General features: G+C 72.2%; 18 protein-coding genes. 11 read left to right on the top strand and 7 right to left on the bottom strand.

What is annotated here, in order from left to right; genetic code table 11:
- Window positions 1-7 precede the first annotated feature (7 nt).
- From O7623_RS01445 to O7623_RS01465, 5 genes are read left to right on the top strand one after another with little or no spacing between them, the layout of a single operon-like run.
- Window positions 8-337 carry a non-heme iron oxygenase ferredoxin subunit gene (locus tag O7623_RS01445; protein ID WP_282229693.1) on the top strand — a complete coding sequence of 110 codons (330 nt, stop codon included), beginning with the start codon at window positions 8-10 and terminating at the stop codon, window positions 335-337.
- Window positions 334-1,107 (top strand): Fe-S cluster assembly ATPase SufC, encoded by a 774-nt coding sequence (sufC, locus tag O7623_RS01450; protein ID WP_282226754.1) that lies wholly within the window; start codon window positions 334-336, stop codon window positions 1,105-1,107. The genes O7623_RS01445 and sufC overlap by 4 nt, the downstream gene beginning before the upstream one ends.
- A gap of 53 nt (window positions 1,108-1,160) precedes the next feature.
- Window positions 1,161-2,471, top strand: coding sequence for a cysteine desulfurase (locus O7623_RS01455; protein WP_282226755.1), 1,311 nt, complete (start codon window positions 1,161-1,163; stop codon window positions 2,469-2,471).
- Complete coding sequence (gene sufU, locus O7623_RS01460; protein ID WP_282226756.1) at window positions 2,471-2,929, top strand: Fe-S cluster assembly sulfur transfer protein SufU; 459 nt, start codon at window positions 2,471-2,473, stop codon at window positions 2,927-2,929. The genes O7623_RS01455 and sufU overlap by 1 nt, the downstream gene beginning before the upstream one ends.
- A complete protein-coding gene (locus O7623_RS01465; RefSeq protein ID WP_282226757.1) occupies window positions 2,926-3,375 on the top strand; it encodes a metal-sulfur cluster assembly factor in 450 nt (149 codons plus the stop codon). The genes sufU and O7623_RS01465 overlap by 4 nt, the downstream gene beginning before the upstream one ends.
- Window positions 3,376-3,444: 69 nt before the next feature.
- Here O7623_RS01465 and O7623_RS01470 read toward each other — a convergent pair whose 3' ends face one another.
- The gene (locus O7623_RS01470) at window positions 3,445-6,702 is read right to left on the bottom strand and encodes a penicillin acylase family protein (protein WP_282226758.1); all 3,258 of its coding nucleotides are present in this window, start codon (window positions 6,700-6,702) and stop codon (window positions 3,445-3,447) included.
- Between the two features lie 158 nt (window positions 6,703-6,860).
- Between O7623_RS01470 and O7623_RS01475 the strand changes: the two genes are divergently transcribed.
- Complete coding sequence (locus O7623_RS01475; protein ID WP_282226759.1) at window positions 6,861-8,252, top strand: jacalin-like lectin; 1,392 nt, start codon at window positions 6,861-6,863, stop codon at window positions 8,250-8,252.
- On the opposite strand, the gene O7623_RS01480 is transcribed toward O7623_RS01475, so the two are convergent.
- Window positions 8,249-8,992 carry a hypothetical protein gene (locus tag O7623_RS01480; protein WP_282226760.1) on the bottom strand — a complete coding sequence of 248 codons (744 nt, stop codon included), beginning with the start codon at window positions 8,990-8,992 and terminating at the stop codon, window positions 8,249-8,251. The genes O7623_RS01475 and O7623_RS01480 overlap by 4 nt on opposite strands.
- 185 nt (window positions 8,993-9,177) lie before the next feature.
- Here O7623_RS01480 and O7623_RS01485 point away from each other — a divergent pair, with 185 nt between their 5' ends.
- The 5 genes from O7623_RS01485 (at window position 9,178) to O7623_RS01505 (ending at window position 14,903) form a co-directional block, all read left to right on the top strand.
- Window positions 9,178-9,612, top strand: coding sequence for a hypothetical protein (locus tag O7623_RS01485; protein ID WP_282226761.1), 435 nt, complete (start codon window positions 9,178-9,180; stop codon window positions 9,610-9,612).
- Between the two features lie 219 nt (window positions 9,613-9,831).
- Entirely contained in the window at window positions 9,832-11,439 is a 1,608-nt protein-coding gene (locus O7623_RS01490; protein ID WP_282226762.1) for an ABC-F family ATP-binding cassette domain-containing protein, read from the top strand.
- Window positions 11,440-11,702: 263 nt separating this feature from the next.
- Entirely contained in the window at window positions 11,703-11,930 is a 228-nt protein-coding gene (locus tag O7623_RS01495) for a helix-turn-helix domain-containing protein (RefSeq protein ID WP_123602399.1), read from the top strand.
- 46 nt (window positions 11,931-11,976) lie between these two features.
- Complete coding sequence (locus O7623_RS01500) at window positions 11,977-12,729, top strand: enoyl-CoA hydratase/isomerase family protein (protein ID WP_282226763.1); 753 nt, start codon at window positions 11,977-11,979, stop codon at window positions 12,727-12,729.
- 200 nt (window positions 12,730-12,929) lie between these two features.
- Window positions 12,930-14,903 carry an ABC transporter ATP-binding protein gene (locus tag O7623_RS01505; protein WP_282229694.1) on the top strand — a complete coding sequence of 658 codons (1,974 nt, stop codon included), beginning with the start codon at window positions 12,930-12,932 and terminating at the stop codon, window positions 14,901-14,903.
- A gap of 170 nt (window positions 14,904-15,073) precedes the next feature.
- Here O7623_RS01505 and mug read toward each other — a convergent pair whose 3' ends face one another.
- The 5 genes from mug to O7623_RS01530 are packed head-to-tail and all read right to left on the bottom strand — an operon-like array spanning window position 15,074 to window position 18,658.
- Window positions 15,074-15,613 carry a G/U mismatch-specific DNA glycosylase gene (gene mug, locus O7623_RS01510; RefSeq protein WP_282226764.1) on the bottom strand — a complete coding sequence of 180 codons (540 nt, stop codon included), beginning with the start codon at window positions 15,611-15,613 and terminating at the stop codon, window positions 15,074-15,076.
- Window positions 15,610-16,371 (bottom strand): SDR family oxidoreductase, encoded by a 762-nt coding sequence (locus O7623_RS01515; RefSeq protein WP_282226765.1) that lies wholly within the window; start codon window positions 16,369-16,371, stop codon window positions 15,610-15,612. Before O7623_RS01515 ends, mug begins: the two co-directional genes overlap by 4 nt.
- Window positions 16,372-16,416: 45 nt before the next feature.
- The gene (locus O7623_RS01520; protein ID WP_282226766.1) at window positions 16,417-16,947 is read right to left on the bottom strand and encodes a hypothetical protein; all 531 of its coding nucleotides are present in this window, start codon (window positions 16,945-16,947) and stop codon (window positions 16,417-16,419) included.
- An 8-nt stretch (window positions 16,948-16,955) separates the two neighbouring features.
- Window positions 16,956-17,777, bottom strand: coding sequence for a DUF692 domain-containing protein (locus O7623_RS01525; protein WP_282226767.1), 822 nt, complete (start codon window positions 17,775-17,777; stop codon window positions 16,956-16,958).
- Window positions 17,774-18,658 (bottom strand): TIGR04222 domain-containing membrane protein, encoded by an 885-nt coding sequence (locus tag O7623_RS01530; protein ID WP_282226768.1) that lies wholly within the window; start codon window positions 18,656-18,658, stop codon window positions 17,774-17,776. The genes O7623_RS01525 and O7623_RS01530 overlap by 4 nt, the downstream gene beginning before the upstream one ends.
- Between the last annotated feature and the right edge of the window lie 58 nt (window positions 18,659-18,716).

Below are 18,716 nucleotides of genomic sequence, written 5' to 3' on the forward strand. Positions count from 1 at the left end.
GTCCGACCTGATCCGGGTCTGCGCCACCGCCGAGATCCCGTCCGGGTCGGCGGTCAGCGCCGACATCGACGGCGTACCGGTCGCCGTCGTGCACACCGACGAGGGCGCCTTCCACGCGGTGCACGACCAGTGTTCGCACGCCGCGGTCGCCCTCTCCGAGGGCGAGGTCGACGGCTGCACCCTGGAGTGCTGGCTGCACGGTTCCCGGTTCGACCTGCGGACCGGGCAGCCCACCGGCCTGCCCGCCACCGAACCCGTCCCCGTCTTTCCCGTCGAGATCCGCGACGGCGACATCTACGTCAGTCTGACGCCGAGCAATGGAGTAGCCGTACCATGAGCGTTCTGGAGATCCGCGACCTGCAGGTGTCGGTCAAGCTGCCGGAAGGCGAGCTCAAGCCGATCCTGGCCGGGGTGACGTTGACCATCCGGTCGGGGGAGACACACGCCATCATGGGCCCGAACGGCTCCGGCAAGTCGACGCTGGCGTACTCGATCGCCGGCCACCCCAAGTATGAGATCACCGGTGGTGAGGTGCTGCTCGACGGCACCGACGTGCTGGCCATGTCGGTCGACGAGCGGGCTCGTGCCGGGCTGTTCCTCGCCATGCAGTACCCGGTCGAGGTGCCCGGGGTGTCGGTGGCGAACTTCCTGCGTACCGCCAAGACCGCGGTCGACGGCACCGCGCCGAAGCTGCGCACCTGGGCCGGTGAGCTGCGCGGTGCCATGGAGCGGCTGCAGATGGACCCGGCGTTCGCCCAGCGCAACGTCAACGAGGGCTTCTCCGGTGGCGAGAAGAAGCGGCACGAGATCGTGCAGCTGGAGCTACTCAAGCCGAAGATGGCCATCCTCGACGAGACCGACTCCGGGCTCGACATCGACGCGCTGCGGGTGGTCAGCGAAGGGGTCAACCGGGTACGGGAGGCGGGCCAGACCGGTCTGCTGCTGATCACCCACTACACCCGGATCCTGCGCTACATCAAGCCGGACTTCGTGCACGTCTTCGTTGGCGGCCGGATCGTCGAGGAGGGCGGCCCGGAGCTGGCGGAGAAGCTGGAGGCCGAAGGCTACGAGCGGTACGTCGCGGGTGCCGGCACGGCTGCGGCCTGACCGACCGCGCCGGGACCACCTCACGATCCGTGCAGAAGGGCGGCGTCGAGCCGATGAGCACCATAGCCATCCCCCGGGACACGCCGGCCCCCGACGGTCCAACCGTGTTGGACGTCGATGCGGTCCGTGCCGACTTCCCGATCCTCGGCCGGCAGGTCAACGGCCACCCGTTGGTGTACCTGGACAGCGCCAACACCTCGCAGAAACCCCGCCAGGTGCTCGACGCGCTGTCCGACTACTACCAGCAGCACAACGCCAACGTCGCCCGCTCGGTGCACACTCTGGGCACCGAGTCGACCGAGGCGTACGAGGGTGCCCGGGCGAAGCTGGCCGCGTTCATCGGCGCGGCCAGCCCGGACGAGGTCGTCTTCACCAAGAACTCCACCGAGGCGATCAACCTCGTCGCGTACGCCTTCGCCAACGCCTCGACCGGCGCTGGCGCCGGCACCGACCCCCGGTTGCGGCTCGGCCCCGGCGACGAGGTGGTGATCTCCGAGATGGAGCACCACTCCAACATCGTCCCCTGGCAGTTGCTGTGCGAACGCACCGGTGCCACGCTGCGCTGGTTCGGGCTGACCTCCGACGGTCGACTCGACGAGTCGGACCTGACCGGGCTGATCACCGAGCGGACCAAACTGGTCTCCCTGGTGCACATGTCGAACATCCTCGGCACGGTCAACGACCTGTCCGCCATCACCCGCCGGGTCCGGCAGGTCGGTGCTCTGCTGCTGCTGGACTGCTCCCAGTCGGTGCCGCACCGGCCGGTGGACGTGGCGGCGCTGGACGCCGACTTCATCGCCTTCACCGGGCACAAGATGTGCGGGCCGACCGGGATCGGGGTGCTGTGGGGCCGGGCGGCGCTGCTCGCCGTGATGCCGCCGGTGCTCGGCGGCGGCTCGATGATCGAGACGGTGTCGATGAGCGGATCCACGTTCGCCCCGCCGCCGGCCCGGTTCGAGGCCGGTACGCCGCCGATCGCCCAGGCGGTCGGTCTCGGCGCCGCCGTCGACTACCTCACCGCGCTGGGCATGCCGGCGGTCGCCGCGCACGAGGAGCGGATCACCGCGTACGCCCTGGACGCCCTGGCCACCGTGCCGGGTCTGCGGATCGTCGGCCCGCCGACGCCGGCCGGGCGGGGCGGCACGGTGTCGTTCGCGCTGGACGGTATCCACCCGCACGACGTCGGACAGATCCTCGACGCCCAAGGCGTGCAGGTCCGGGTCGGCCACCACTGCGCCCGCCCGGTCTGCGTCCGCTACGGCGTCCCGGCGACGACCCGGGCGTCGTTCTACCTCTACACCACGACCGGCGAGGTGGACGCGTTGGTGCGCGGTCTGGAACAGGCGCGGAAGGTCTTCGACTGATGGAGCTCGACCAGCTGTACCAGGAGATCATCCTGGACCATTACAAGCGTCCGCAGGGGCGTGGCCTGCGGGAGCCGTACGCGGCGGAGGCGCACCACGTCAACCCGACCTGCGGCGACGAGATCACCGTACGGGTGAGTCTGGCCGACGACGACCGGCTCGGGGTGTCCCACGACGGCCAGGGCTGTTCGATCAGCCAGGCGTCGGCCAGCGTGCTGTACGAACTGGTCGACGGGCGGTCGGCCGACGAGGCGTTCGCCGTGCACGGTGCCTTCGTCGAGCTGGTGTCCGGCCGTGGCCAGGTCGAGCCGGACGAGGATGTGCTGGGTGACGGGGTGGCGTTCGCCGGAGTGGCGCGCTACCCGGCCCGGGTGAAGTGTGCGCTGCTGCCGTGGATGGCGTTCAAGGACGCCGCGGCACGCGCCGGTGTGGGCGCGAGCCCGGAGGTGACGCAATGAGTGCCGAAGAGACCATGACCGAGGCGACGCCGGCAGCGGAGTCGGCCAACGGCGCCGGTGCGCCGGACGGTGCCGGGGCTGCCGGCGGTGCGACCCCGGCGGCCGGGGCCACCCCGGCCGGTCGGCCGGCGCTGGCCGACATCGAGGAGGCGATGAAGGACGTCGTCGACCCGGAACTCGGCATCAACGTCGTCGACCTCGGCCTGGTGTACGGCCTGCACGTCGACGACGACAACGTCGCCACCATCGACATGACGTTGACCAGCGCGGCCTGCCCGCTGACCGACGTCATCGAGGAACAGGCCCGCCAGGCGCTGACCACCGGACCGGGCGGTGGCCTGGTCTCCGACATCCGGATCAACTGGGTCTGGCTGCCGCCGTGGGGGCCGGACAAGATCACCGACGAGGGTCGGGACCAGCTGCGGGCCCTGGGGTTCAACGTCTGACCCGACGACACCCGACGGCGGGGGTGGGCGGTCCTGGTCGGACCGCCCACCCCCGCCGCTCGTCGGGCCTTACCTGCCGTACACCTCGAGTTCGTAGAGCGAGTAGCCGTACTGGCTGCCCCGGGTGACGCCGACCAGCCGCAGGTACCGGGCCGTGGTCACCGGGAAGGCGGCCACGTCGGTGCCGCCGTCGCCGACGGCGGTGGACCAGACGGTCCGCCAGTCGTCGCCGTCGGCAGAGACCTCGATCCGGTACGCCCGGCCGTAGGCCGCCTCCCAGTGCAGCACCGCTCGCCCGACCGGGCGGGCACTACCCAGGTCGACGCGGATCCACTGGTCGTCGGACCAGTCGCTGGCCCAGCGGGTGCCCCGGTGGCCGTCGACCGCCCGGCCGACCGGGTTGCCCAGCTGGCTGCTGCTGGCGCTGACCGGTCGGCCGGCGGCCAGGTTGGTCACGTCGTCGCCCCGGCCGGCCGGGAAGGACACCACCTGCTGGTAGGTGGGGCGGTTCTGCCAGGCGATCAGCGCCTGGTTGATGCCACCCAGCGGGGAGTGCACGATCGCGTCGGCGCACCACTGGTCGCCGGCGGCACAGTGCGCGTCGCCCGGATAGGTGGTCGTCGCCGGTTCGGCCAGCGCCGCCCGCAGGCTGTCCAGCAGCACCTGCCGGCACGCCGCCGGTGACCCGCCGCCGCAGAAGGTGTCGCCCAGCCCGGCCGCGACCGGCTCGCCGAGCACGGCGCGCAGGTCCTTGTCGACGTAGCCCCACCAGCCGTACTGGAACGACGAGCCCTTGTGGGTCTGCGCCGAGTTGGCCGAGGTGGGCAGTTGGGAGACGTCGCCGCGCTGCTGCCCGGACGGCGACTCGTTGATCATCAGCGCGTCGATCAGCGACCGGTAGAGCTGGTCACCGAGTCCGGGCCGGAACTGCGCCCGGACCAGCAACGGCCACCACGCGTCGAGCACCCGGATCGCCTCGGCATGCCGGTAGACCTTGCTGCCGGCGGCGGTCTCCACCCGTAGCGCGCCGTCGGCGTGCCAGGCCCGTAGCGCCGCGATCGCCTCGGCCAGGGCCGGATCGGTGACCGGCTGGCTGTCGAGCACCCGCAGGACGGTGCCGAGCACCTCGGCGCCGCGCAGGTCGGTCAACCCGGCCCGCTGCACCAGGGCCACCACGTCGGCGCGGTCGAGCGTGCGTCCGGCCGCCACGGCGGCCCGGACCGGTACGTCGAGCAGGTCGCCCCGGTGCACGGCGCCGAAGCTGAAGTTGCCGTCGGCGGCACCGAAGTCCGTGGCCTGCTTGTTGTTCCAGCTGACGTAGTAGTCCTGGTCGATCGACTGCGGCTTCGACGACGCCGGGGCGTACCGGGCGGTGTTGGTGGCCGGGTCGTAGTCGAGCCACTCGTACGCCGGTTCGGCCCGCATCGGCAGGTTCGGGTCGGCCCCGGGGGTGCGGACCGGGTTGCGCCCGGAGGTGAACATCGCGGACTCGGTCGAGTTGACGTAGAACCAGTTGAAGGCGAACTCGACGTTGTCGGCGGTGTCGATGAAGTCGGCCGCGGTGCCCATCACGGCCGGGTCGTTGAACATCTGGAACCCGATCGCCGAATCTGCCTCGTGCCGGTAGGTGGAACGCAACTGGGTGAAGGCGTGCGGCTGGCCGTCGACCAGCGCCCGCCAGCCGACCAGGCCGAGCTGGGTCCGCCAGGTGACCAGCCGGTACGACCCGGCTGGGGTGGGGTCGGCGACGGTGGGCGACCAGCGGTTGACGTGCGACAGCTCCTCCATCGCCAGGCACTGGCCCCGGTACCGGTAGTGGTTGCTGGCCAGCGTCGGGGCGGTACCGTCGGGGCTGCACAGCGGTACGGCGTACGTGTCGGTGATGTCGTGGATGGACGAGGTGGCACTCCACGCGTAGTCGGATCCCCGGCCGAGCAGGACGTAGAGGTTGAGTCCGGCGAACGCGACGCCCCGGGCGCTGATCCCTGGTCCCTGCAGTTCCTGGACCATCAGCAGTTGCGGGGCGAAGTAGCCGGTCTGCGGGCCGAACACCGCGATCGGGTGCCCGGTGGCGGAGTGCTCGGCTCCGATCACGACCGCGTTGGACATGCCACGCGGGGCGGCGCCGATGGTGAGCCCGGCGAGGGCGGCGGCACCGGCGGTGGACCCGTCGTCCGTCGCCGTCGGGACGGCCGAACCGGTCGGGTCGGTGACCACCGGCTCCACCCGCGCGGTGCCGGCGTCGGGCAGCACCACGCTGGTGGCGTCGGTCGGGCTGGCCCCGTACGGGAAGCTCTGCCCGTCGTGCAAAGTCAGTACCGTCTCCGGGTCGTTGGCGGCGCGGAACCCTTCCCACACCCGGTCCCCGGCGACCGGTCCGTAGCGGGCCTGCGCGGCCACCCGGACCAGGGCCGACTGCATTTCGGTGCCGCCTCCGCCGCCGAAGAGTCCACCGATGACCCCGGCGATGGCGATCAGGTCGGTCAGTTGGAACGGTTCCGGCCCGCCGGCGTTGGTGATCGCGTCGAGGTGCCCGGTGAGGACGTACTCGCCGGGGCAGTTGCGCGCGGCCATGCAGTCGCTGATGTAAGCGTTGACGCCGGCGACGTAGGCGGTGACGTCCTGGTAGAGCAGCTCGCCCCGGTCGCCGCGCTGACGCAGCGCGGTGACCTGCGCGTCCAGGTCGGCCTGGGTGTACGGCGCGGTGCGCCACAGGCTCTGCTCCAGCTCGCGGTTGCCCGGGGCGCCGCCGGCGAACGAGGTGAGGGTGCCGCGTCCGACGTGGCGTAGCAGGTCCATGGTGAACAGTCGGTCCTCGGCTCCGGCGTAGCCGGCACCGTACATCGTGCCGGACCGGGTGGTGCCGGTGACGTGCGGTACGCCGGTTGCCTTGTCCCGCACGACGGTCACGTCCGAGCGGGGCTGGTAGCTGCGGGCGACCTGTCCGGCAGGTACCCCGAACGACGCGTCGGTGAAGAAGGTGTCGATCTGCTCGTCGGCCAGGCCGGCGTAGCCGTAGACCAGTCTGGCGTAGCGGTCGAGCTGGTCCCGGGCGTGCGGCGGGTAGGTGCCGAAGGCCTGGTGGCCGAGGATGTCGACGAGGGTGGCGTTGCCGTTCTGCCCGGGCGGCAGGATGTCGGCGCACTCGTCGAGGCAGTAGTCCACGGTGGTGGACGCGGCGGCAGGGGACTGGTCGGGGGCGGTCACCGGGGCTGGGGTGTCCGTTGACGGGGCGGCGGTGGCCGGCACGGCGAGTGCTCCGCCGCCGAGCACGGCGGCGGTCAGGACGGCGACCACGGGTCTGGCGAGTCCGGTGCGCAGGGGCATGTACGCCTCCATCGGTGGGCGGGGGTGGACCCCCGATGGTCAGAAGTGAAAAAAATTCAGTTACTGGATGGTAGCCAGGTGCCGTGCCGGTGCGGAAGATTTAGCTGGCTCGATTATTGTCGGGCATTTCCTGCCAGACTGAGCAGAAGGGACACCCGATGCGCAGACCTCGACCGTTGGGGCGCCGCCGGACCATCGGCGGCCTCGTCGCGACACTCCTGATCAGTGGCGGACTCGCCACCGGTCCGGCGCCCGCCGCCGCGACGGCCGCCGCCACCGACCCGGCGACCCCCGCCACCGACCCGGCCGCCACCGGCACCGTCTCGGTGCTGACCTACAACGTCGCCGGCCTGCCGGCCTGGCTCTCCAGCGGCAACCCCGCCGTCAACACCCGACCGATCGGGCAGCGCATCGGCGCCTACGACGTGGTCCACGTGCAGGAGGACTTCAACTACCACGCCGACCTGTACGCCGCCAACGACCACCCACACCGGACTCCGACCAGTGGTGGGGTGCCCTTCGGAGACGGCCTCAACACGCTGTCGCACTACCCGTACTCGGACCTGACCCGGGTGCGCTGGAACACCTGCAACGGCACGGACTGCCTCACCCCGAAGGGCTTCACCCGCACCCGGATCCGGCTGGCCGAGGGCGTCCACGTCGACTTCTACAACGCCCACCCCAACGCCGGCAGCACCGACGCCGACCTGGCCGCCCGCCGGGCCAACATCAGCCAACTCACCGCCTACATCCTGGCCAACTCGGCCGGCAACGCGGTGGTCGTCGCCGGTGACACCAACACCCGGTGGACCCGGTCCGGGGACAACATCCGCGACCTCGTCAGCGCCGCCGGGCTCACCGACGCCTGGGTTCAGGCCGAGCGCGACGGCGTGCCACCGGCCGCCGGCAGCCCGGCTCTGGTCTGCGATCCGGCGCTGGTCACCGCCGCCTGTGAGGTGGTCGACAAGATCCTCTACCGGGGCAACCGGCTCATCGATCTCGACCTGGTGAGCTACGCCAACGACAACGCCGCGTTCCTCGACTCCGCCGGCCGGCCGTTGTCGGACCACTATCCGATCGCCGCCACCCTGCGCTGGACTCTCGCCGGCGACCTGCGGATGAGCGACGACTGGGGCGGCCCGCACGGCACCCCGTTCACCGACGTGGACCAGGTCCGCCCCGGCGGCCAGGTCGGCCGGATCGCCGTACGGGGCGGAGCCCGGCTGGATCAGGTGTCGCTGACCCTGTCCGACGGGCCGACCCTGACCCACGGCGGTGCCGGCGGGAACCTCGTCGGCCTGGACCTGGCCCCGGGGGAGTACCTCACCCAGGCGACGCTGACCCGGGGACAGCGCGACGGCCGGACCCGGGTGTTCTCCGCGCGGTTCGTCACCAACCTCGGCCGGGTGCTGGCCGCCGGCACGCCGACCAGTGACACGGTCACCTACGTCGCCCCGGCCGGCTGGCAGATCGGCGGCTTCCACGGCCGCGCCGGCAGCGAGGTCGACCGGCTCGGGATGATCTGGACCCCGGCACCGGCGTCGCCTTAGTGGACCAGGCTGACCAGGGCCCGCTTGAGGTAGCCGTCGTGCCGGTTGTCCACCCAGCCGACCGCACTGATCGGCCGCCCCTGTTTGCGGGCCTCGTCGCAGTAGTCCAGCACGTCCGACGCGGGCTGGTAGTCGGTGACTGCCAGCGCCGCGTTGGCGCGTAGCCGGTACGCGGCGTCCTCGGCGTCCCGTACGGCGATCCGCCCGTCGTCGTCGCGGCGCGCCGCGACCGTGATCTGCCAACCGAACAGCTGCACCAGCACGATGCCAGGGGGAGCGTCGGCGGGGATGCTCACCTCGGCGTTCGCCCGGGCCAGCGCCTCGGCGACCTCCCGCTGGTAGGTGCCCGCCCAGGCGGCCTGGGCCTGCTGCGGACGCATGACCGACAGCAGTTCGGTCTGCTGGTCGGTGGGTAGCGCGGTGAGCAGCGCGGCCATGGTCGGCTGCGGCAGCCGGTCGGCGACCGCGCGGACCTGCTCGACGGGGAGCCGGCTCAGCACCGCCACCGCCTCGGCGGTAGGCAGGCTGCGCGCGTAGTCGCCCAACTGCTCGGTGCTCAACAGCCTCATCAACTTGGCCCGCAGGTCGTCGCTGGCGGCGGGGAGGAGCCGGATCAGGTCGGACGTCGTCAGTTCCGCGACTGCCACCGGGATCCGGTCGGCGGGCATCGCCGCAAGCAACCCGACGGCCTGTCGCGGTGAGGTACTGCGGACCATCGCGATGAGCTGGGTTATGGGCATCATCCCACCGGGCAGCATGAGTGTCGTCTCCAGGGAGTCAGGTGATCGTTACGCGCGCCTGATGTGCCTAACATCCCTGGCCAGCACGTCGCATCAACCCGTCGGCGGAGTTGTACGGCGTTCGGCCAGGTTTCGGTGGCCTCGCCCGGCGGCATCGCGAGCGTTGCTTCGCTAACCTGCCGGGAATGATCCCCCGGCCGCCCCGCCTGTCCCACCCGTTCACCCGGCAGGGTGCCACGGTCGGCGCGGTGCTGGTGCTCTGGGGCGCGGTGACCGCCGGGGTCGCCGGACTGTTCCTCGGCAACCGGCAACCCCCGGAGGTGGCGGCGCGGACCGCCGCCGCGACCTTCGTCAGCCGCCTCGGCCAGGCCGCTCCGGCAGCGGCCTACGACCTGCTCTGCGCGCCGACCAGGGCGAGGCTGGACCGGGCCGACTTCACCCGGTGGACCCGGGGGCTGCAGATCGCCGACCACTGGGTGGGCGCGGCCCGGCCGGGCCCCGAGGCGACCTCGGCGGTGGTCGGAGTCCGGCTGACCGGGCCCTCCGGCGCCGCCCGGGTGGTGGAGTTCACCGTGGTGGCCGAGCGGGGCACCTGGCGGGTCTGCACCGGCCCGTGGTGACCGGGCCGGGTCGGAACCCGGCCGCGGTGCAGCTCGGCCGGGTCGGCGGGCTGGTCACCGTGCGCCGACGGTAATCGGTTGGGAGCCGTGGAGCACCCGACGGTACTATGGGTCCGTGCTGCTCTGCGAAGGCTGAACCGCCCCGCGCCGACGGTCGACGACCTGTCGGCGCTTTGTCATGTCCGCGAGTCAGCCCTCGACATCAGGAGCGAGTCACCGATGATCACCGCAACCGGCCTGGAACTCCGCGCGGGGTCGCGAATCCTGCTCTCCGACACCACGCTGCGGGTGCAGCCCGGCGACCGGATCGGCCTGGTCGGCCGCAACGGTGCGGGCAAGACCACCACGCTCAAGGTCCTGGCGGGTGAGGGACTGCCGTACGCCGGACAGATCGAGCGGCGTAGCGCCGTCGGCTACCTGCCGCAGGATCCGCGTACCGGCGACCTGAACGTCACCGCCCGCGACCGGGTCCTGTCTGCCCGGGGGTTGGACACCCTGATGTCGCAGATGGCCGAGCTGGAGGCCCGGCTCGCCGAGGGCGGCACGGACGAGCGGCTGGTCCGCCGGTACGGCACCCTCGAGGATCAGTTCGCGTCGCTCGGCGGGTACGCGGCCGAGGCCGAGGCGGCCCGGATCTGCGCGAACCTCGGGCTGCCCGACCGCGTCCTCGGACAGACGATCGGCACCCTCTCCGGCGGTCAGCGGCGACGGATCGAGCTGGCCCGGATCCTGTTCCGGGACGCGGCGGAGAACGGCGGCGGCATCCTGTTGCTCGACGAGCCGACCAACCACCTCGACGCCGACTCGATCACCTGGCTGCGGGGCTTCCTCGGCGGGCACAAGGGCGGGCTGGTGGTGATCAGCCACGACGTGGATCTGCTGGACGCCGTCGTCAACAAGGTGTGGTTCCTCGACGCCACCCGATCGGTTGTCGATCTGTACAACGTCGGTTGGGCGGCGTACCAGCAGCAGCGGGAGACCGACGAACGGCGCCGGCGGCGGGAGCGCGCCAACGCGGAGAAGAAGGCCGGGGCGCTGCTCGCCCAGGCTGACAAGATGCGGGCCAAGGCGACGAAGACGGTCGCCGCGCAGAACATGGCCCGGCGTGCCGAGAAGCTGCTCGCCGGGCTGGAGGACGAACGGGTCGCGGACAAGGTGGCCAAGGTCCGCTTCCCGAGCCCGGCACCGTGCGGCAAGACCCCGCTGACGGCCGCGGGCCTGTCGAAGTCGTACGGCTCGTTGGAGATCTTCTCCGGGGTCGACGTGGCGGTCGACCGGGGTTCGCGGGTGGCGATCCTCGGGCTCAACGGTGCGGGCAAGACGACTCTGCTGCGGATTCTCGGTGGCCTGCTGGAGCCGGATTCCGGTGCGGTGCACGCCGGGCACGGGCTGCGGCTCGGCTACTACGCGCAGGAACACGAGACCCTGGACGTCGACCGGTCGGTGCTCGACCACATGCGCAGTGCGGCCGTGGAGCAGTCCGATACCGACCTGCGAAAGATACTCGGCGCGTTCCTGTTCAGCGGTGACGACGTGAACAAGCCGGCCGGGGTGCTCTCGGGTGGGGAGAAGACCCGGCTCGCCCTGGCGACGCTGGTCTGTTCCGGTGCGAACGTATTGCTGCTCGACGAGCCGACGAACAACCTGGATCCGGTCAGCCGTGAACAGGTTCTGGACGCCATCGCCCGGTATCCCGGTGCCATCGTGCTCGTCACCCACGACCCGGGCGCGGTGTCGGCACTCAAGCCCGACCGGGCGATTCTGTTGCCGGACGGCGACGAGGACGCATGGAGCGACGACCTGCTCGAACTCGTGGAACTTGCATGAACAGGTGTTCCTCGGTGCCCTCATCTTGTATCGGTGAACGTCATTATCGGATAGCGCGAATTGCATGAACACGGCTGGTGTGGCGGCTGTCGCCGGAACAACCGGGGCCGCCGGCGGGGATTCTCTCAGGGTGCTGTATCGGGTAACTGACACGGTCGTGCGTGTCGGTTGGCGAACAGTTGATATCTGGCGCATGATCGTTGGAGGCGGTCTAATAGGTGGGACCGCATCGAACCACACAGTCTGGGACGTGAGGAATCAACATGGCAGCCACCGGCACAGCCGCCACCACCGAGAAGGGTCGCCGGATCGTCGGAGCCGAGCGTCAGACCCTGGCCAAGGATCTCGTCAAGCGCTACACCTCCGGGGAGAGCATCCGCGCCCTGGCGGCCTCCACCGGCCGTTCCTACGGCTTCGTCCACCGGGTGCTCACCGAATCCGGCGTGCAGCTGCGTCAGCGTGGCGGCGCTCGGCGTCGCAAGAAGGGATGACCGCACCTGCGTGTCGCGTTCTCCGTCACGACGGTCAGAGCCCCCGTTGACCGTGACCGACGGCGTACGCCTCGACTACGACGGGCCGGTTGCGACGGTGACGTTGGACCGGCCCGACGTGCTCAACGCCCAGACGCCCCACACGTGGCGTGCGTTGCGTGACATCGGCCGGGAGTTGCGCGGCGACACACGGGTGGTGGTGGTCCGCGGCGCGGGCCGGGGCTTCTCCGCCGGCCTCGACCGGCGAGCCATCGAACAGCTCCGTACGTCGTTGGCCGACCTTCCGGCGGACCGGGCGGCCGAGAAGATCGCCGGCTTCCAGGAGGCCTTCACCTGGCTGGGGCGACCCGACCTGATCAGCGTTGCTGCGGTGCACGGCCCGGCGGTCGGCGCGGGATTTCAGCTCGCACTCGCCTGTGACCTGCGGATCGTTACCGAGGACGCCCGACTGCGGATGGCCGAGGTGACCCTCGGGCTGGTGCCCGACCTCGGCGGGACCCGTCGGCTCGTCGAAACGGTCGGCTACGCCCGTGCGGTGGAGATCTGTGTGACCGGCCGGTGGGTCGACGCCGCCGAGGCGCAGCGGCTGGGGCTGGCCAACCTGGTGGTGCCCGGCGCCGACCTGTCCGCCGCGGTGGCGGACCTGGTGGCCGCCGTACTCGCCGGTCCACGCGACGCGGTGGTCGAGATCAAGGCGCTGCTCGCCGGGGCGACCGACCGCAGCCCGGCGGACCAACTGCGCGCCGAGCGCGACGCCCAGGTCCGTCGGATCCAGGACCTGGCCGGGACCGGCGAATGACTCACGGCGGTGGCCGGTCCGTCCGATCCCTCGACCGGTAAGGCCCGGAGAGGGAATACGGTAGTTACCTGCAATCGTTGTCGGAGGCATCGGGGACACTGGTGCCCGGAGACGGTTCGACCCGACCGGGGACACGTCCGCGACCGGGGCGACACGGAAGGTGGGGGTGGCCGGTTTCGATGGCTGGTGGTGGCGGTGGGATGGGCGGTCCGGGCGGCATGGGAGCCAGCTGGAGCATGCTGCGCTCGATGCGCGACGGTGACCAGGTGCGTGCCCACCGGGTCAGTCGGGGCACCACCCGACGGATCGTCGCCTTCGCCGGCCCGTACCGCCGGGACATCGTCGTCTTCCTGGTCACCGTGGTGCTGGCCGCCGGCATCGGGGTCGCCACCCCGGTCCTGGCCGGCAGCGTGGTCAACGCGATCACCGCCGGCGGGACCGACGCCGGCGCGACCGTGGTACGCCTGGCGTTGTTCATCGCCGGGCTCGCCGTCGCCGACGCCCTGCTCTCCCTCGCCCAACGCTGGTACGCCGCCCGTATCGGTGAGGGCATCATCCTCGACCTGCGCACCCGGGTCTACGACCACGTCCAGCGGATGCCGCTGCAGTTCTTCACCCGCACCCAGACCGGCGCCCTGGTCAGCCGGCTGAACAACGACGTGATCGGTGCCCAGCGGGCCTTCACCTCCACCCTGTCCGGCGTGGTCAGCAACGTCATCCAGCTGGTGCTCACCGCCGCCGTGATGTTCACCCTCTCCTGGCAGATCACCGCCCTGTCGCTGGTGCTGCTGCCGATCTTCATCGTGCCGGCCCGCCGGGTCGGCCGCCGGTTGGCCGAGATCACCCGCGAGTCGTACGACCTCGACGCCAAGATGAACGCCACGATGACCGAGCGGTTCGGGGTCGCCGGGGCGCTGCTGGTCAAACTCTTCGGCCAGCCCGACGTGGAGGCCCAGCGGTTCGCCGAGCGGGCCGACCGGGTCCGCCAGATCGGCATCCAGTCCGCGATGTACTCGCGGACCTTCTTCGTGGCGATGCTCCTCGTCGCCTCCCTGGCCCAGGCCCTCACCTACGGCCTCGGTGGATGGCTGGCCGTCACCGGGGCGGTCAGCGCCGGCACCGTCGTGACCCTCGCCCTGCTGCTGACCCGGCTGTACGGCCCGCTCACCGCCTTGTCCAACGTCCGGGTCGACGTGATGAGCGCGCTGGTCTCCTTCGACCGGGTGTTCGAGGTGCTCGACCTCGCCCCGTCGATCAGCGAACGCCCCGACGCCGTCGCGGTGCCGGCCGGTGCCGGCCGGTTGGAGTTCCGCGACGTCCGGTTCCGCTACCCGAGCGCGGCCGAGGTGTCGCTCGCCTCGCTGGAGGACGTGGCGACGCTGGACCGCACCACCGCCGAACCGGTGCTGCGCGGGCTGTCGTTCACCGCCGAGCCGGGCCAACTCGTCGCGCTGGTCGGGCCCTCCGGCGCCGGCAAGAGCACCACCGCGATGCTGGTTCCCCGGGTCTACGACGTCACCGACGGTCAGGTCCTGGTCGGCGGGGTGGACGTACGGGACGCGACCCTCGCCTCGCTGCGGGACACCATCGGTGTGGTCACCCAGGACTCCCACCTGTTCCACGAGACGATCGCCGAGAACCTGCGGTACGCCCGACCGGACGCCACCGACGACGAACTGTGGGCGGCGTTGCGCGGCGCGCAGGTCGAGGAGTTGGTCCGCGCCCTGCCGGACGGGCTGGACACCGTGGTCGGCGAGCGCGGGTACCGCTTCTCCGGCGGCGAGAAGCAACGCATCGCGATCGCCCGGCTGCTGCTCAAGGCACCGTCGATCGTCATCCTCGACGAGGCAACCGCCCACCTGGACTCCGAATCCGAAGCAGCGGTGCAGCGGGCGCTGTCCGTGGCGTTGACCGGCCGTACGGCGTTGGTGATCGCCCACCGGCTCTCCACGGTCCGCGACGCGGACCAGATCCTGGTGCTCGACGAGGGCCGGATCGTGGAGCGGGGCCGGCACACCGAGCTGATCGGTGCCGGCGGGCTCTACGCCGAGCTCTACCGCACCCAGTTCGCCGTCGCCGATTCACCGACGCCGTACACCGACGACACCGGCCCGGATCCGGTCTCGCTCGCCGGGGCGCGGCGCTTCCCGATCGATGCCGAACCGGGCGGCTGACTAGGCTGTCGGGATGCGACCCCCGCGACCGGGGCCGCTGCGACCAGTGCGGTGGACACCGGCTCGACGAGGCGTTGCAGTGCCTCGACTGTGGCCAGCCCGGCGGGTTGTTCGGCCAGCTGGTCCGGGAACGCCTGCAGCGACACCGCGGGTGAGCCGCCGGTCGTGGCTCACCCGGCCGTGACGGCACGCCGCAGGTCGGCGAACGCGGCCGCCAGGTCGTCCAGCTGATAGCGGGCGTTGAGTCCACTCGGATTCGGCAGCACCCACAGCTGGGCGCCGGCCAACGTCTCGGCCTGCCGGCCGATCACCGCCCGGGGGCGGTCGAACCCGGCACGGTACGCGGTCACCCCGACCACCGCGATCCACCGGGGCCGCAGCTGCTCGACCAGCCGGGTCAGCCGCTGCGCGCCGGCGACGAACTCGTCGGGGCGCAGTTCGTCGGCGCGCGCGGTGGCCCGGGGCACCACGTTGGTCAACCCGAGGCCGAGGGCGGGCAGGAGCCGGTCCTCTGTCGGGTGCAGTTGCCGGTCGGTGAACCCGGACCGGTGCAGCGTCGGCCAGAACCGGTTACCGGGCCGGGCGAAGTGGTGCCCGACCGCCGCCGAGTACAGGCTGGGGTTGATCCCACTGAACAGCACGTCGAGGTCCGGGCCGACGACGTCGGGCAGCAGCCGCCCGGCACCGCCGGCCGCGATCCGCGCGATCACGGGTACGGCAGCGCGCCACCGTCGACCGGGATGGTCAGCCCGGTCAGGTAGCTGGCCGCCGGGGACAGCACGAACGCGGCGACCCGGCCGAACTCCGCCGGATCGCCGAGCCGACCGAGCGGGATCGCGGCCTGCGCGTCGGCGCGGGCCTGCTGCGGATCCGGGGCGGCGGCGAAGAGCTCGGCGTTGCGGTCGGTCATGATCCGGCCGGGCAGCAGGCTGACCACCCGTACGCCGCGTCGGGCGTACCGGTCGGCGAGCTCCTTGCCGACGGCGGCGAGCCCGGGGCGCAGCCCGTTGGAGATGCCCAGCCCCGGCACCGGCATCCGGACCGAGGTCGACAGCACCAGCGCGACCGCGCCGCCGGCTGGCAGCGCGTCGGCGACGGTCCGCACCATCCGTACTGTGCCGAGGAAGACGGTCTCGAAGGCGTCCCGCCACTGCTGGTCGTCGACGGTATCGGCGTCGCCGGGCGCCGGCCCGCCGACCGACACCAGAGCACCGTCCAGCCGCCCGAAGCGGTCGGTCGCCGTGTCCACCAGCCGCTGGGCGTCCTCGAGTGCCGCCAGGTCCGACGGGACCGCGACGGCGTGGTCCGGGCCGCCGAGCCGGTCCACGGCAGCCGCCAGCCGGTCGGGGTCGCGGGCTCCGAGGACCACCCGGGCACCGTCGGCGACCAGACAGGCGGCGGTGGCGAACCCGAGTCCTCGGGACGCGCCGGTCAACACGTACACCCGGTCGGTGAGGCCCAGATCCATGCCGGCGATCCTGCTACATCCCGCCGCTGCCGCCGTCGGCGGGTCCTACCGTGCGGCGCGTCCTCGTCGGCGGCCCTGGCCAGCGGGGGTAGGCCGGCGCAGCAGCCGTACCCGACCGGCGACCTGGACCACGACGCCGTCCGGCGTCCGACGCAGGGCCGGCCACCAGCGGGGCCGGGGCCCGGAGCGGCCATCGTAGCGCCAGCGGACCTCGGCGGCGGCGAGTGCGGTCCGGGCGGTCGCCGGAAGCTGTCCGTCGTCGGCCAGCCGGCGGGCCAGGTCCCAGCCGTCGCGCCAGCCGCCGACCGGCGGCCGGCCCCGCGCCCAGTCGACGAAGACGGCGGGCCACCGGTCGGCGAGCGAGTGGACCAGGTCGGGCCAGTGCCGGGCCAGCTCGCCGGCCCGCTTGTGCAGCAGCGCCCGGCGGGCCACAGCGAGCCGGTGCCGGTCGAAGCCGACCGGGTCGGCCGCGCCCGCCACGAGCGCGGCGACCAGCGCCCGCTGGGCGGCGGCCAGTCCGTCGGCACCGCCGGGCGGGCCGCCGTCGGGTGCGGGCCCGACGCCGGTACGGGGCACCGACCGGCTCACGTGACCGGTGCCAGTCCGGCCGCCACCGCGACCGCGTCCAACTCGGCGCGCAGCTGGGCCGCCGGCGGATAGTGGCCGTCGCGTTCCAGCAGCACCGCCGGCGGTCGACGGCGGGCGGACAGGTCGGCGAGCAGCCCCAGCACCTCGGCGGGCACCGCGTCGGTGTGCGTGTCGTGGTAGATCCCGTCGTGGTCGGCGGCACCGCCGGCCACGTGCAGGTAGGCGATCCGGTCCAGCGGCATCCGCTCCAGCACGGCGAGCGGGTCCTGCCCCCGGTTGCGGGCGTTGGCGTACACGTTGGCGACGTCGAGCAGCAGCAGCGCGTCGCAGCGGTCGAGGATCTCGGTGACGAAGTCCGGCTCGTCGAACTCGTCGTCGGGCCAGTCGAAGAGCGCGGCGATCGGTTCGAGGGCCAGCGGCACCGGCAGGTTCGCGCGGGCGCGGGCCACGTTCGCCACCACCGCGTCGACGGCGGCCCGGGTCCGTGGCAACGGCAGCAGATGACCGGCCTCGACGCCGCCGGCCCGCACGAACGCGATGTGCTCGCTGACCAGCGGGGCGTCCAGCAGCTGCGCGACCCGGGCCAGTCGGGTGACCCGGGTCGCCTCGACCGGCTCGGCACCACCGAGGGAGAGCCGTACGCCGTGCGGGACGACGGCCACGCCGCGTGCGCGCAGCGCGGCCAGCTGCGGGTCGATCGGCCGGTCCGGGTCGACCGACTCGGCGATCACCTCGGTGAACCGCAGTCCGGGCAGCGCCGCCACGACTCCGGCGATCTCCGTACGCCAGCCGATGCCGACGCCGTACGGTCCGGTCATCCGCCGCACCCGCCGCAGCCGCCACCGCACCCGCCGCCGCCGTCACCCCCACCACCGTCGCCACCGCCGCCGCCGTCGCCCCCACCGGAGTTGGTGGCGTTGCGCTGGATCTCGGCGGTCTGCGCGAAGTCCGGATCCATCGTCCACAGCGCTACCGCCCCAAACAGTGCGACCCCCATCGCGGCATCGGCCGCGCCATAGGTGGCGTACGAAGGCCGGTTGCTGGGCGCGAGGTGCCGGTGCCGGCGGGCCAACTCCGCCAGGGCCCGCCGGCCGGCGGCGGTGACCGCGGGGACCTTGATGGTCAGGAAGAGTCCGATCGGGACGGTCAGGGCCAACAGCAGCATCAGGTAGCCGATCGGGCGGCCGGTCGACATTCCGGCGATCAGCCGCAGTACGCCGACGCCCGCCAGCACCAGCATCGCGGCGCCCAGCCAGCGGGCGGTGGCGCGGCGGGCCGGCGGGACCAGCAGGTCACGGTCGGCCAGCCGGCCGTACAGGCGGTCCAGGCTCTGCCGTACCCAGACGTTGTCCGACAGGTCACGGACCCGGCGCTGCTCGTGGGCGCAGCGGTGGACGGTCGCGGTGAGATCGTCGGCGCCGGCCGGGAGCGGTCCGGGCGCGCTCAGCCTGCCACCGGGGGCGACGTCGATCGCCCCGGCGCTGCGTAGGGCGCCGAGGGCGGACTGCACGGCACGCTGGGCACCGCCGGTGAGGTAGGCGACCTCGGTGCCGGTGAGCTCACCTGACCGGGTCTGCTCCCGGCCGGCCAGCGCCAGCAGCCGGTAGGCCACGTTGACCAGCAGCAGAATCGCCGCCGTGAATCCGAACAAGGCCAGGAAGGTGGGGCCGGGGATGCCCCAGGTGTCGCCGGACGTCATTACGCCTCCGAGGTGTGCGACAGTTCGTCTCCACACGGCGTGATCGGGGTCGTACCGC

Source organism: Solwaraspora sp. WMMD791 (genome assembly GCF_029581195.1).
In the GTDB taxonomy this organism is placed as follows: Bacteria; Actinomycetota; Actinomycetes; order Mycobacteriales; family Micromonosporaceae; genus Micromonospora_E.